Source organism: Lysobacter sp., from assembly GCA_013141175.1.
Lineage (GTDB): Bacteria > Pseudomonadota > Gammaproteobacteria > Xanthomonadales > Xanthomonadaceae > Lysobacter_I.
Window position 1 is genome coordinate 2,013,691 of record JABFRN010000001.1, and the last position, 13,167, is coordinate 2,026,857.

Genomic DNA, 13,167 nt, shown 5'->3' on the forward strand with positions numbered 1-13,167 from the left:
TCTTCAACCATCCGTGCCGGGCTCCGCATCGAAATGATCGATCAGCCAGGCGCGGGCATAGCGGTAATGCCGGATCACGGTCGCGCGCGACAAGCCCATCGCGTCGGCGATCTGTTCATTGGTGAGGCCGGCGAAGAATTTCAATTCGACCACCTGCGCGGCGGCTTCGTGCTGGCTCGACAGGATGGTCAGCGCCGCGTCCACCGCGATCCAGTCCACGGTGTCGTCCAACGGCGCCGCCGCTTCGTGTTCGATCTTTTCAAGCCGCTCGAACGGCAGGCCGCTGCCGCGTTTCTCGGCGCTGCGCCTGCGCAGGTAATCGACGACGATGTTGCGCACGATCCGCGCGGCCAGCGCGTAGAAATGCTCGCGGTTGTTGAAGCGTCCCGGAAACTCGTGCATCAGCGCGATGTAGGCGTCCTGCGCCAGATCCGAAGCCTGCAGGGTCAGGCCGCTGCGGCCCTGCAACTGGTGCGCGGCCAGGCGTTCCAGCTTCGGCCACAGCGCCGCCGCCAGCGCTTCCAGCTCGGGCTTTTCCACCGACGTGCGTCGATTGATCAGATCGGTGAGATTCATGGCGTCGTCCGCAGCAAAGGCGATGAGGTCCGTCGAGCGCCAGCGGAAGCGAAGATCCGCCGATCCCTCGGCCGGGAACACACGAAGAGAAACACGAAGAGACACACGACGAAAGACACGACGAAAGACACGAACCGTCCTTGGCGCGGCATCGGTGCCGCCGGAGCCGGCCCCCGATGCCCGCATCGTCTCCGGGCGCCGGCGATCATATCGCGTCAATCCGCGCCGGTGCCCAGCTCCCGCAGCAGGCCATCGGCGTGCTCCACGCGGTCGAGCTGCCACAGCAGATAGCGGATATCGACGCTGATGTTGCGCGACACCGCCGGGTTGAAGCCGAAGTCGCCGGCGACGTTCTCCCACACCCGGTCGAAGTTGATGCCGACCAGCGCGCCGCGACCATCGATCACCGGGCTGCCGGAATTGCCGCCGCTGGTGTCGCCGTCGGCGAGGAAATTCACCGGCACATCCTTCAGCGTGTTCTGGCGCCAGCGCGTGCCCGGCGTGCGTGCCGCGTCCCGCACCGACAGCGGCAGGTTGAAGGGCTCCTGGCCGGTGTGCTTTTCCAGCACGCCGGCGAGCGTGGTGAACGGCGTGTAGCGCACGCCGTCGCGCGGCGCATAGCCCTGCACATGGGCGAAGCTGATGCGCAGGGTACCGTTGGCGTCGGGCGCGACCGGCTTGCCCGCTTCCGCCGCCACCGCGCGCCGCCACACCGGGCGATGCAGCGCGGCGCGCGCGTTCCAGTCGCGCTCGCGTTCGCGCAGTTCACGCAGATCCCGGCTCCATGCGATCCCGAAATCGAGCAATGGATCCTTGCGTGCGATCAGCGCATCGGCGCTTTCGCCGAGCATCGCATCGCGTGCGGACGGATCGAGTAGTGGCGATGCCGCATACAGGTCGGCGATGACGCGATCGATCTGTTCCGGGGCCAGCCCGCCGAAGCGCGCGTCGACCGCGTCGATGCGCTGGTCCTGCGGCAGCGCCAGCGCGCGCCGCACCAGCGCGGCGAAGATGCGTTTGTCCGCAGCGGGAAAATAATTGCTCTGCTCGCGACGCAGGCGGTCGCGGAGTTTCGACTGGTCGGCATCGGCGAAGCCGCTCGCGCGCGCCGCATCCGGCTTCGCGCGTTCGTGCGCGTTGTGCGCCAGCGTGGCGCCGTAGTACAGGCCCTTCGGCAGCGGCGGAATGCCGCCGGCCACCGACTCCGCGCCCAGCGGAATCAGGTTCAGCAGGAAGTCGTGCTCCCACGTACGTTCGCGTTCCTCCAGCACCGCGCGCAGCGCATCGCGCGCGGCGATCGCGCCGGCATGCTGCGGATGTTTCGACGCCCATGCGGCGACGACATCGTCCTGCGCGCGCTGGCGGTCGACGATCCGGCCGCGATCGAGCCCGGCGATCTGGCCCTGCGCGTTCTTGTAGCGGTTGAGGATGCCCTTCACGTTCGCCGCGACCGCGATCCTGCCCTGCGGGTCGGCGGCGCTGGCCTGTTCCAGATGCGCGATCCATTCGCCGAACACGTCCTCGCGGCGCACGAAGAACCGCTCGCGGCGTTCGCGCATTTCCTCGGCGATCAGCGAACGGTAGGTGATGCCCGGATAGCCCAGCACCATCACGAAATCGCCTTCGTCCAGTCCGCGTTTGGAGATCGGGAAGAAGAACTCGGGCGTGTACGGGCGATTGGTGTCCGCACGATCCGCAGGGCGCCCGTCCGCACCCACCCACGCGCGGGCGATCGAGAAATCGCCGGTGTGCCGTGGCCACGACCAGTTGTCGGTCTCGCCGCCGTACTCGCCGATCGCGCGCGGCGGCGCGTAGACGAGGCGGATGTCGCGCAGTTCGATCGATTCGACCAGCGTGTAGTTCACGCCGTCGTCGAAGGCGGCGACCTTGCATTTGATGTCGGGCTGTTTCCGGCATTCGCCCACCAGCGCTTTCTGCGCGGCGTCGATCGCCTGCAGCCGCGCCGGGGCATCGGCGCCGGCCGGCACCGATGCCAGGATCTTCGCGGTGACATCGGTGAAGCGTTTGGGGATCTCCACGCGCATCGTGCTGCCCGCCAATTCCTCGCCCCGGGTGCGCGCGAGAAAACCGTTGGTGATGAGATCGCGCTGCGGCGTGCTGTGTTCCTGCACCAGCCCGAACAGGCAGTGATGGTTGGTCACGATCAAACCGGTGCTGGAGACGAAGGCGCCCGAGCAGCCGGCCACATTCACCGTGCCGGTGAGCAGTCCGGTGCCGCGCTTGTCGTCCCAGAGCGCCGATGGCGGCAACTTCAGACCCTGCTGCTTCAGCCATTTCGGGTCGATGTCGAGGACCTGGTCCGGCGTCCATTTGCCGTCGAGGGCGAAGGCCGGGAACGTGGCGAGGGCCGCGACGAGCGCGGCGGCGAGGGCGATGGCTTGCGCGGCCGGAGCTGACGGAGTCTGAGCAGGTTTCTTCATGGCCGGAGTGTAGTTTCAGGGCGCTGACGGCGCCATCTCCCGGCCCGGCGGGCGGTTGCCATGGCGTGTGGTCCCGGACGGCGTCCGCGCAGCCTCGCGGCGCGCGGGCGGCAGGCCTGCATCGACAGCGTTCAAAATGCCCGCTCTCGCGGCTTCCGCATGCGCGATGCATGGCTGGAGGCGTCTCCATCGCGTCGTTCGATGCCGCATCTGTACGGAATCGGACCGCAGCGCGCGGCGCTTGCGGACGCGCGGATGCGGGACGAATGTCCGTGCTAATACTGGGCCGATGCCCAAGACGCGCTCCCCGTTACAGAACCGTCTGCTTTGTGCGCTGCCCGCCGAAGCCCGGGCGCGCATCTTCCCGTGTCTGGAATACGTGCCGCTGCCATTGGGGCATGTGCTGTACGAATCCGGCGATGCCCTGCGGCACGTCTATTTCCCGACCGATGCGATCGTGTCGTTGCTGTACGTCATGGAGAACGGCGCTTCTGCGGAAATTTCCGTGGTCGGCAACGAAGGTCTGGTCGGCATCGCCCTGCTGATGGGCGGTGACAGCACCACCAGCCGGGCGATCGTGCAGAGCGGCGGCTTCGCGTACCGGCTGCCGTCGCAACAGATTCAGGACGAGTTCGCGCGCCATGGCGACATGCTGCGATTGGCGTTGCGCTATACCCAGTGCCTGATCACGCAGATGGCGCAGACGGCGGCCTGCAACCGCCATCACTCGATCGATCAGCAGTTATGCCGCTGGCTGCTGCTGTCGCTGGATCGACTGCCGGACAACCGGCTGGCGATGACCCAGGAATTGATCGCGAACATGCTCGGCGTGCGTCGCGAAGGCGTGACCGAGGCGGCCGGAAGGCTGATGCGTTTGAACGCGATCGAATATCGCCGCGGCCACATCACGGTGTTGGACCGGCCGCTGCTGGAGCGGCTCAGCTGCGAGTGCTACGCCGTTGTCCGCAGGGAAACCGATCGCATCCTGCCGCCGGCTTCCATGGACCTCGCACAGACCACTGCGCGAACCATGGCGCAGGACATCGCGCCGCGGATCCGATCGCCGATCGCGCTCACTGCGTCGCGCTGACCCGCCATATCGTGTTGCCGACATCGTCGGCGACCAGCAGCGCCCCTTTGCGATCCAGCGCCACGCCAACGGGTCGGCCATGGGCCTCACCTTTGGCATTGACGAAGCCTGTGAGCACATCGATAGGCTCACCGACCGGTATGCCTTGCGCGAACGGTACGAAAATCACCTTGTAGCCGGCGAGGGTTTTCCTGTTCCACGAGCCGTGCTGGCCGATGAACATGCCGTGCGCGAAACGCGCGGGCAGGCTGGTGCCGACGGAAGACGCCAGCCCCAGCGACGCGGTATGCGAGCCCAGCGCGTAATCCGGCGCGATCGCCAGCGCCACCAGATCCGGACGCTGCGGCTGTACCCGCGCGTCCACATGCTGGCCGTAATAACTGTAGGGCCAGCCGTAGAAGCCGCCATCGCGCACCGAGGTCATGTAATCGGGCACCAGGTCGTCGCCGATCTCGTCGCGCTCGTTCACCACCGTCCACAGCTGGCCGGTATCGGTTTCCCATGCCATGCCGTTCGGGTTGCGCAGACCCGATGCGAAGATCCTGTGCTCGCCGCTGGCGATATCCACGCGCCAGATGGCCGCGCGCGCGATTTCCGCTTCCACGCCGCGTTCGCCGACGTTGCTGTTCGAGCCTACGGTGACGTAGAGCGTGCGCCCGTCCGCGCTGGCGATCAGGTTCCTGGTCCAGTGATGATTGATCGGCCCGGCGGGTAATGCGACGACCGTCATGCCGTTTGCGACGATGCGCAGATCGCCGGTCCTGTAGGGAAATTTCAGCACCGCGTCGGACGCGGCGACATAAAGCGCGTTGCCCACCGGCGCGTCGCCCACCAGCGCCATGCCGAACGGCGAGTTCAACCCTGATAACAACACCGAGCGCAGGTCGGCGATGCCATCGCCGTCGGTGTCGCGCAGGAGGGTGATGCGATCGGCGCTGGGCACCGCCGCACCTGCGCGTTTCATCACCAGGCCCATGAACCATCCGCGCAGACCTTTGCCGTCGTCGGGTTTGGATGGCGCATTGGTTTCCGCGACCAGCACATCGCCGTTCGGCAGCACGTACAGCCAGCGCGGATGATCGAGGCCGGTCGCGAAGGCATTGGCGCGCAGGCCCGACGCCGCCGTCGGTAGCCGGCCATCGGGCCAGCCAACGGCCGGCGCGATGTTGACCACCGGAATCCACGGATGTCGCGGCGCTGGCATTGCCGGTGTCGGGCCGACGCCATGGGCTAGCGATGGCGTCGCCGGTTCGCCGCCATGGGCGCACGCGCAGAGTGCGGCCAAGAGGAGCAATCCGACCGAACGGGTCGGTAAGCGCAGTGCGATGAGGCGACGGTTGGGATTCATATGCGGAAGCTCACGTCTCGATGATGACTTTCAGCGCGTGCGTGGTCGCCGCATTCGCGAAGGTCTCGTAAGCGTCGAGGATCTTGTCGAACTTGAAGCGGTGGGTGATCAGCGGTTTCGGATCCAGCGTGTGCGCGCACAACGTCTTCAGCAGCATCGGCGTGCTGACGGTATCGACCAGCCGGGTGGTGATGGTGATGTTCCGGTCCCAGAGTTTTTCCAGATGCAGATCGACCTTGGTGCCGTGGACGCCGATGTTGGCGATATTACCGCCAGCAGCGACGATCTGTTGGCACAGCTCGAATGTCGCCGCTACGCCGACCGCTTCGATGGCGGTGTCCACGCCGCGTTCTCCGGTGAGTTTCATCACCGCTTCGGCCGCGTGACCGTCGCTGCTGTTGACGGTGGCGGTGGCGCCGAAGGCCTTGGCCACGGCGAGACGGCCGTCGTCGAGATCGATCATGATGATCTCGGCGGGCGAATAGAATTTCGCGGTGAGCAGCGCTGCGAGTCCGATCGGCCCGGAACCGACGATGGCCACGGTGCCGCCGGGCTGCACGCGGCCGTTGAGCACGCCGCATTCCAGGCCGGTCGGCAGGATGTCGCTGAGCATCACCAGCGCTTCCTCGTCGGCGTCTGCCGGGATCGCATACAGGCTCATGTCGGCGTGCGGAATGCGCACGTATTCGGCCTGGGTGCCGTCGATGGTGTTGCCCAGGATCCAGCCGCCGGTTTCGCAGTGCGAATACATCTGTCGGCGACAGTAGGCGCATTTGCCGCAGGCGCTGACGCACGAGATCAGCACCGCATCGCCGGCCTTGAATGCTGTCACCGCCGAGCCGACTGCATCGACCACGCCCACGCCTTCATGGCCGAGGATGCGGCCGGGCTGGCAGCTCGGCACGTCGCCTTTGAGAATATGCAGATCGGTGCCGCAGATGGTCGTGCGGGTGATCCTGACGATCGCGTCGGTCGGCGCATCGATCGTCGGCATGGGTCGATCCTGCACCGCTTTTTCGTGCGGCCCGAGATAGACGAGCGCTTTCATCACCGTGGCTTTCATATCGATGTGTTCTTCTGGATGCCTGCATGCGCAGCGGACACCCAACATCGCGGTCGCGAGTATCATGGTCTGTCTGTTTTCGCACATACCGTCGCGCCGATCCGGCGCCCGTTCAGCTTGCGCGCGATGTGCTGCTGCCGTTGTCGTGCCGGTCTTGCGACGCGCATGCGCTGTGGCATGATCCGGAGACGATTCCAGGATGTTGCCGATGACGATCCGCTTGAACATGCCTTTCAACATGCACGCTTGGCGCCATGGCATGCGCGCCCTTCTCGTGGCCGCCGCGCTGTGGCCGGCGCTGGCGATGGCGCAGGAAGAACCCTGGGTGCCGCTGGAACGCGCGCCGGAGGAGATCGAACGCCTGCTGCTGGGGCTGAAGACCGCGGACTCGGGGCTGCCGCTCACCGTGCGTCAGGGCATGCTGCGGCGCGTCGAGGCGATCGAAGTGCCACGCGCGGAGGGGCCATCCGATCACTATCTGCGGATGAAGCACGAAGGCGACGGCGTGTACTTCAACGCCATCGTGCGTACGTTCGCTGCGGCTCGACCGGAAGACACCGTGTATTTGCTGCAGGTCGCGAGCGAGATCGATACCTGCGCCGGCTTGAAAGCGCTGCTCGGCGCCGACGATCGCGTCGGCCGGAAGTTCTGCGCGTACGACGAAGAGCAGGGTGCTGCCCGCATCCATCCCGATGCGGACGAACGCTTCGGCTTCATCGCTTACCGTCTCGACGGTCGCGGGCGGGCGCATGTCGTCACGCGGCGCGTCCTGCCCGAAGATCCGATGCTGAATCTGCCCAAGGGCGAGGCTTACGGCGTGCACGACGAAACCGGCAGCGATCCGGGCGTCTGGGTGGACCTCAGCCGATTGTCGGAAGTGCCGGTACTGCGGCTGTATGTCGAACTGGGCGACAGCGGCGGTCTGCCGCGCGATCATCCGCGTGCGTTTCCCGGCGGCTACCCGGGCCGGGTCTACACCGTGCATTTCGGGTTTCTGGTCTGGAACGGGCAGCGCTTCGATCTGCGCAACAGCGTGCCGCGCGCGCTGTGGCCCTGCACCTACGACGACAGCGCGCCGAGCGGCCAGAGCTGTCTCGAACGCGATCCCGATCCGTTCGTGTCGCCAGCGGATCTGCCCGCGAGGCCTTCCGCAACGTCGACGCCCTGACGCGTCCGCCGCGCGGAACGATTACTTCGCGGGCTTCGTCGTCGGCAGGTCTTCCTGGGCGGTCGACGCAGCAGCATGCGTCGGCGGCGGTGGAATGGATTTCAGGGTGTGCGTGGTGCCGAGCACTTCGATCGTGCCGCCCGCGCGCTGGAACGCCGCCAGATCGTCGGCGATCTTGTCGTGCGTCAACGCGGTGCGGCGTTCTTCCTTCGGTTTGCGGAAGAGATCGCTCGTGCTGGATGTCGGCGATTGTGGTTTCAGAGCCATTCGTAGTGCCTCAGCCCACCAGGGCGATTGGAAGCGGGTGCAGCGCGCGCGCGGCTTCGGCGCGCACCTCGCGGCAATAAGGCCCGGCCATCGCGAACTTGCGACAGATGGTCGGGCGCGTTTCGTAGATACCGCAGTTCATCTGCGCGCTGTTCAACGCGACGCACCAGCCGTCGGCGTCGCGCGCCATCACCGTCACGCCCTGCTCGTTGCGTTCGGTCAAATGCGCCGGAATCGCGTCTTCCTCGAACAGCACCACGGTCAGGCGGCAGCACAACGCATCGCAGCGGTTGCAGTGCACGCCCTTTTCGCGGGCAGGCGGCTTGGGGACGGGCGCATTCCAGACAGGCGGGTTGGAGACGGGCGGATTCATCGGCACACCGGGCCGGTGCCGTCGATCGGGTGCGTGGAAGAAACGGTGGAGAATGCGGGCATGGCGGCTCCCGGTAGGCGTCACCCGGCGGAGGGGTGATGACGCAAGAAAGGGAGCGGAGCGAGCCGGATGAAGACTGCAGGCCGTCGATTCGGGCCGTATTTGCATTTCGGGACGCAACGCGCGAATGCAGCGTTTGCAGCTCCATCCTACAGCAAGGGCGACCCTTGCGCCCGGCCCGTGCGATTCAGGTACGGGAATCGCCTGCCGGACGCTGCATCAACGGTGCGCGCCGATACTTCCGCCACATGACAATTCCGGCGCCGCGAAGCATATTGAAAGGATGGCGCAAGCCGTTTCATCCGGTCCGGTCGGGAGTCGACAGTGAGTGCAGACAAGGGCGTCGAGACGGCGCTGGAAGACATGAAGGTCCATGTGCGCATCAAGCTGTCCGCGCTGTGGACCAGTGTGATGCTGTGTTACCTGTACGGCGATTTCTTCGGCCTGTACGTGCCGGGCACCGTGAAGCACATGCTGAACGGCGAAATAGGCGAACTCGGGCCGGCCACGCAGGGCATCGTGCTCGCGATGGCGCTGACGATGGCCATCCCCAGCGCAATGGTGTTCCTGTCGCTGGTGCTCGAAGCGCGGATCTGCCGATGGGCGAATATCGTCCTCGGTGCGCTCTACACCGCGATCATGCTGGTGTCGATGTCCGGCATGTGGACGTTCTACATCGCCCTCGGCGTGATCGAAATCGTGCTCACGCTGTTCATCGTCCGCTACGCGTGGACCTGGCCGAAGCGCGTGGCCGCCTGACGCGCGCGCGCGCGGGAAGCCACTGCAAGTCGTTGTCACTTCCGGCACACGCCCGCGCGCGACGCGGGGTCTACCGTGAAACGCACACACCGCGACCGATCGGAGATGCCATGCGCGAATCCTCATCCACCGCCATCGAACCCGGCGTCGGTTTCTCCGGGTCGTTGGCCTGGGCGCTGTTCTTCGCGTTCGCCGCGACCGGAGTGAAGATGCTGACCGAAGGTCTGACCACCGGCCGCGACGGCCTCGCGATCTGCGGCGGCGCGCTGTTCCTGCTGTCGTTCGTGTTCGGGCAATGGCCGGGCCAGGCGAATCTGCGCTCGAAGCGCGGTTACCGCGCCGCGCAATGGCTCGTGGGGCTGATCGGGTTCGCGGCGATGGTGCGCAGCGTGTTCGTCTTCGGGATGAGCCTGACGTCGTAGCCGACGCGCCGTGCGGGCGTTCCCCGCACCGCGTGACTCGACCGTAGGCGCGTGACAGACTGCGTCCATGCGCATCTTCGCGACCTTGAACCTGCTTGCCCTGCTGGGGCTGCCGATCGCTGCGGCGCATGCCGAAGAGGGCGTGGTCGACATCGCATTCGTCGGCGACATCATGGTCGCCGAAACGCCCGGCGAACTGATCGAGCGCGGCGAAGACCCGTTCCTGCCGTTCGCCGCGTGGCTGCACGACGCCGATCTGCGCGTCGGCAATCTGGAGTGCGTGATCGCCACCGGCGGCACCGCGGAAACCAAGCCCTACACCTTCCGCGCGCATCCGCGCACGCTGCCGGTGCTGGCGCGACATTTCGATGCCTTCTCGCTGGCCAACAACCACTCCGGCGATTTCGGCAAGGCCGCCTTCGCCGAACAGCTGGGCCTGATGCGCCAGGCTGGCCTGCCGTATTTCGGCGGCGGCGTCGATCTGGAAGAAGCGCACAGACCGTGGATCGTCGAACGCAACGGCTTGCGCATCGCGTTCCTGAATTCAAGCCGCGCGCGTTCGAGGCCGGCGCCAGCAAACCCGGCATCGCCTGGAGCGGCGAAGACGAGCAGGTGATCGGCGATATCGTCAATGCACGCACGCGCTACCGCGCCGATCTGGTGATTCCCTTCATGCACTGGGGTTGGGAAGACGAGGGCTATCCGAGCGAACGCCAGAAGATTTTCGCGCGCGCGATGCTCGATGCCGGCGCCGACATGGTGGTGGGCGCGCACCCGCACGTCACCCAGGGCGCCGAGATCCACAACGGCAAACCGATCGTCTACAGCCTCGGCAATTTCCTCTTCAACGGTTTCGACACCGAAGCCACGCAGACCGGCTGGACGCTCAAGGTGACGATGGACAGGCAGGGCGTGGTGGCATGGCGCACGCACGTCGCCCGCCTCGACAAGAACGGCGTCCCGCATCCGGACCCCGCCACCGCCAGCCCCTGCGGCAAGCGCGGCGACGATCGCGTCGGACAGTGTCGCGATGAATAGATTCCAGTGGCTCGCAATATCCACGGCGTTCTGCGCAGCGCAACTCTGCGCAGCGAACGCGCACGCCGACAGCGTCCGCTGCCACATCATCTACGGTGGCGAAAACTTCACCGTCGATGCCGCTCCGACCACCACCCCGTATCAGGTGCCCGCGCAGAAGATCGGCCGCTATTTCGACTTCAAGGCCAGCTATGTCGCCGCTCCCGAGCGCGCCGCCGCCATCAATCTCTACGTCTACGCTCTCGCCAGCGGCGAACCGGTGCTGATCCACCAGGCCAAGCATCGACCGCCGTTCATCGTCGGCGGCTCGCGCTATGGCTTCACAGGTTTGCACTACGTCTACGAACCCAGCAAGGGCAGCGAGCTGCAATATTGGTGTGAGCGGATGGGGTAGGGGTGATGCATGTGTGCGGTGTGGGGCGACAGAAGATCAAAAGCAGCCCCTCATCCGGCCTTCGGCCACCTTCTCCCCGCGTTGCGGGGAGAAGGGCGAAAGATCGGCTTGCTGGTGATGCCTCGTGCTTGGATCGCTCATGCGCTCCCCGCTCCCCGCGTGCGGGGAGCGGGTGGCCGCAGGGCGGGTGAGGGGCGGCTGCCGAAGTGGCCGCTCAGAACGCCTTGTCGATTTGTATCGGCACGGCTGGTTTGCGGAATCCAAGCAGTCGTCACAAGTCGCAGTCTGCGCCTGCATGAGGATTTTCCACTTGCGATCCTTGGGCGTTGCGAACGGCGTCTAAGGCTGCGGGGCCGCGACATCCAGCGGTTACGATAACGCCATCGTTCGCCAGCGGAGTCGCGATGAGTCTCTCACCCACGCGTGTCGTTCTATGGGTCTCGCTCATGGCGAGTGTGCTGGTGTATGTCGTGTTGCTGCCCGCACAACATGCCGCATCGATTCGCAGTGATGATGAACCGTGGATCGGACTTCCTGACACCGGCATGGATGCCTCGAAAATTGGCGTGCGCTGGTTGCTGCGGCTACCGTATGGCACTTTGATGAGCGAAAATGAGTTCGATCAGCTGAAGCTGCTTTGCGGTAATGGCGATACATTCATCCGTGAACGCTACATCGCCCATATCGGTAGAAACGCTTGGGAGCCGTTCCTCGACGTACAAATCGATGTACAGGGCGAATGGCTTGAGATCGCCATGCGTGATGGATCGCCGCTCCCTGCGCCATCCGCGCCGCCTGACGCGGACGATGCTTCCAGTCAGGCGCTGCCGCTTCGACCCATTGTCAGAATGCGCATGCAGAAAGACGATGCTGGGCCGATGCAGCAAGCATGGCGACAACCGGCACTGTGGCACGCCGAGCAAAACATGAATGCATTCAGTTGTCGTGACGGGAACCCTGTTTTTCTCGAAGCGTGCATCAACAATCGCTACGCGGCCCGATTCCGGAATTGCGATGCCGAGGCAGGCGTGCCGACGCAGCAACTGTGGCAAGCGGTGAATAGGCTGCTGCCCGCATTGGGTGGAACCCGCCGAGAGGGAGCAATGCGCGCGCCGCAGTAAGACACATCAATTGCGATGCGCCGCAGCATTCGAAACGCGTTCGATATCCAAAACCATCGCATCGACAGCCTCAGACCACGCCCCAAGATCGAAATTCTGCGGATCGTCGTGCCCACCGGGGTACGGGGTGTCGATCACGGCGTGGTAAGCGGGAATGAGCCATTCGCCGGCACGTACACTGGCGGCGATGTAGGTCAGGGCAAGCAGATGCATCTGCTTGGGCGTGAAGCCCGGGTCTTGTGCGATCCGGTCGTTGACGCAGTGGCCTTCGGCGTTCGCCAGTGGCGCATCGGCCTCGACCTCCGGGCGGCGCAGCTGCACGTTTTCGATATGCAGGAATCTGCCCCGCGTGCTTTCGCCGATCGTCATTTCGTGTTTCGTGGCGCGCCATGGCACGGAGAACGTGCGGCCCTGCGGCGAATAGGCGGCGCCGTCGCGGGTCAGATAGAGATGCGCCTGCTTCGATGATTCCCACGTAGTGGCCGTGTTCCACATTGCGTCCGGGGCGTCGCTGTCGTCGGGAAAATCTTCGCGCGTGCACAGGATGTCGCTGGTGTCGTGGATGACGAAATACAGCGCCGGATGAGCGGGCTCGCCTTCGGTTGTGGAGAGCGGTTCGTCGAGGCCGCCGCCGAGGCGTGTTTCCTGAATGCCCTGTGCTTGCAGATAGTGCCTGAGTGCCGATCGACGGATGGAAACGGGTTGACCGATGCGTGCCGCCAAATGGGCGGGAAGTTGGGCTTCGGTGTCCGCGACGGCGCCGCCTTTGCCGACGGTGCGCAGCAGGCAGGCCGCTTGTTGCAGTGCCGTGCCTTGATAGCCGAGGTTGGCTTCGTCCCAGCGGCAGGCTTTGCTCCAGGCTGCGGAGGGAAAGATGCACAGCAGCACAAAAGTCATGCGAGTGAATGACATCGAAGCAGCTCCTTGATCAGCATCTGGCCCAGTCACTGGTCTGGGCGCACTCCGCTTCATCTTGATGAAAATCGATCAGATCGATCGGTGGGCGCCGTTGTTTTTCGTCATTCCCGCGAACGCGGGAACCCAGTG

At 65.4% G+C, this 13,167-nt stretch carries 13 protein-coding genes and 1 pseudogene; 7 read left to right on the forward strand and 7 right to left on the reverse strand.

Features of this window, described 5'->3' with window-relative positions:
• Nucleotides 1–3: 3 nt before the first annotated feature.
• Both HOP03_08880 and HOP03_08885 read right to left on the reverse strand, forming a co-directional pair.
• Nucleotides 4–576 (reverse strand): sigma-70 family RNA polymerase sigma factor, encoded by a 573-nt coding sequence (locus tag HOP03_08880; GenBank protein ID NOT88286.1) that lies wholly within the window; start codon nt 574–576, stop codon nt 4–6.
• Between the two features lie 215 nt (nt 577–791).
• Nucleotides 792–3,017, reverse strand: coding sequence for a S46 family peptidase (locus HOP03_08885; protein ID NOT88287.1), 2,226 nt, complete (start codon nt 3,015–3,017; stop codon nt 792–794).
• Nucleotides 3,018–3,306: 289 nt separating this feature from the next.
• On the opposite strand from HOP03_08885, the gene HOP03_08890 reads away from it, so the two are divergent.
• Nucleotides 3,307–4,107: a Crp/Fnr family transcriptional regulator gene (locus HOP03_08890; protein NOT88288.1), complete on the forward strand. Its 801-nt coding sequence runs from the start codon at nt 3,307–3,309 to the stop codon at nt 4,105–4,107.
• Here the strand turns inward: HOP03_08890 and HOP03_08895 are convergent.
• A complete protein-coding gene (locus HOP03_08895) occupies nt 4,091–5,455 on the reverse strand; it encodes a sorbosone dehydrogenase family protein (GenBank protein ID NOT88289.1) in 1,365 nt (454 codons plus the stop codon). The genes HOP03_08890 and HOP03_08895 overlap by 17 nt on opposite strands.
• Before the next feature lie 10 nt (nt 5,456–5,465).
• A complete protein-coding gene (locus HOP03_08900) occupies nt 5,466–6,503 on the reverse strand; it encodes a zinc-dependent alcohol dehydrogenase family protein (GenBank protein ID NOT88290.1) in 1,038 nt (345 codons plus the stop codon).
• Nucleotides 6,504–6,777: 274 nt separating this feature from the next.
• Between HOP03_08900 and HOP03_08905 the strand changes: the two genes are divergently transcribed.
• Nucleotides 6,778–7,686 carry a hypothetical protein gene (locus tag HOP03_08905; protein ID NOT88291.1) on the forward strand — a complete coding sequence of 303 codons (909 nt, stop codon included), beginning with the start codon at nt 6,778–6,780 and terminating at the stop codon, nt 7,684–7,686.
• A 21-nt stretch (nt 7,687–7,707) separates the two neighbouring features.
• Here HOP03_08905 and HOP03_08910 read toward each other — a convergent pair whose 3' ends face one another.
• Complete coding sequence (locus HOP03_08910; protein ID NOT88292.1) at nt 7,708–7,953, reverse strand: hypothetical protein; 246 nt, start codon at nt 7,951–7,953, stop codon at nt 7,708–7,710.
• A 10-nt stretch (nt 7,954–7,963) separates the two neighbouring features.
• The gene (locus tag HOP03_08915) at nt 7,964–8,326 is read right to left on the reverse strand and encodes a YkgJ family cysteine cluster protein (protein ID NOT88293.1); all 363 of its coding nucleotides are present in this window, start codon (nt 8,324–8,326) and stop codon (nt 7,964–7,966) included.
• A 423-nt stretch (nt 8,327–8,749) separates the two neighbouring features.
• On the opposite strand from HOP03_08915, the gene HOP03_08920 reads away from it, so the two are divergent.
• The 5 genes and pseudogenes from HOP03_08920 (at nt 8,750) to HOP03_08940 (ending at nt 12,120) form a co-directional block, all read left to right on the forward strand.
• Nucleotides 8,750–9,145 (forward strand): hypothetical protein, encoded by a 396-nt coding sequence (locus HOP03_08920; protein NOT88294.1) that lies wholly within the window; start codon nt 8,750–8,752, stop codon nt 9,143–9,145.
• Between the two features lie 110 nt (nt 9,146–9,255).
• Nucleotides 9,256–9,567 (forward strand): hypothetical protein, encoded by a 312-nt coding sequence (locus tag HOP03_08925; GenBank protein ID NOT88295.1) that lies wholly within the window; start codon nt 9,256–9,258, stop codon nt 9,565–9,567.
• Between the two features lie 67 nt (nt 9,568–9,634).
• A pseudogene (locus HOP03_08930) lies at nt 9,635–10,605 on the forward strand (CapA family protein).
• Entirely contained in the window at nt 10,598–10,999 is a 402-nt protein-coding gene (locus HOP03_08935; GenBank protein NOT88296.1) for a hypothetical protein, read from the forward strand. Before HOP03_08930 ends, HOP03_08935 begins: the two are co-directional and overlap by 8 nt.
• A gap of 446 nt (nt 11,000–11,445) precedes the next feature.
• Nucleotides 11,446–12,120, forward strand: a complete 675-nt coding sequence (locus HOP03_08940) for a hypothetical protein (GenBank protein ID NOT88297.1) — start codon at nt 11,446–11,448, stop codon at nt 12,118–12,120.
• A gap of 6 nt (nt 12,121–12,126) precedes the next feature.
• On the opposite strand, the gene HOP03_08945 is transcribed toward HOP03_08940, so the two are convergent.
• Nucleotides 12,127–13,092, reverse strand: coding sequence for a hypothetical protein (locus HOP03_08945; protein ID NOT88298.1), 966 nt, complete (start codon nt 13,090–13,092; stop codon nt 12,127–12,129).
• Between the last annotated feature and the right edge of the window lie 75 nt (nt 13,093–13,167).

What these genes read in the sequence shown, in the direction of transcription:
- HOP03_08890 (NOT88288.1), top strand. Translation starts at nt 3,307, where the DNA reads ATGCCCAAGACGCGCTCCCCGTTACAGAACCGTCTGCTTTGTGCGCTG.
- HOP03_08915 (NOT88293.1), bottom strand. Translation starts at nt 8,326, where the DNA reads ATGAATCCGCCCGTCTCCAACCCGCCTGTCTGGAATGCGCCCGTCCCC.
- HOP03_08920 (NOT88294.1), top strand. Translation starts at nt 8,750, where the DNA reads ATGAAGGTCCATGTGCGCATCAAGCTGTCCGCGCTGTGGACCAGTGTG.
- HOP03_08905 (NOT88291.1), top strand. Translation starts at nt 6,778, where the DNA reads ATGCGCGCCCTTCTCGTGGCCGCCGCGCTGTGGCCGGCGCTGGCGATG.
- HOP03_08900 (NOT88290.1), bottom strand. Translation starts at nt 6,503, where the DNA reads ATGAAAGCGCTCGTCTATCTCGGGCCGCACGAAAAAGCGGTGCAGGAT.
- HOP03_08885 (NOT88287.1), bottom strand. Translation starts at nt 3,017, where the DNA reads ATGAAGAAACCTGCTCAGACTCCGTCAGCTCCGGCCGCGCAAGCCATC.
- HOP03_08945 (NOT88298.1), bottom strand. Translation starts at nt 13,092, where the DNA reads ATGAAGCGGAGTGCGCCCAGACCAGTGACTGGGCCAGATGCTGATCAA.
- HOP03_08895 (NOT88289.1), bottom strand. Translation starts at nt 5,455, where the DNA reads ATGAATCCCAACCGTCGCCTCATCGCACTGCGCTTACCGACCCGTTCG.
- HOP03_08935 (NOT88296.1), top strand. Translation starts at nt 10,598, where the DNA reads ATGAATAGATTCCAGTGGCTCGCAATATCCACGGCGTTCTGCGCAGCG.
- HOP03_08880 (NOT88286.1), bottom strand. Translation starts at nt 576, where the DNA reads ATGAATCTCACCGATCTGATCAATCGACGCACGTCGGTGGAAAAGCCC.
- HOP03_08925 (NOT88295.1), top strand. Translation starts at nt 9,256, where the DNA reads ATGCGCGAATCCTCATCCACCGCCATCGAACCCGGCGTCGGTTTCTCC.
- HOP03_08910 (NOT88292.1), bottom strand. Translation starts at nt 7,953, where the DNA reads ATGGCTCTGAAACCACAATCGCCGACATCCAGCACGAGCGATCTCTTC.
- HOP03_08940 (NOT88297.1), top strand. Translation starts at nt 11,446, where the DNA reads ATGGCGAGTGTGCTGGTGTATGTCGTGTTGCTGCCCGCACAACATGCC.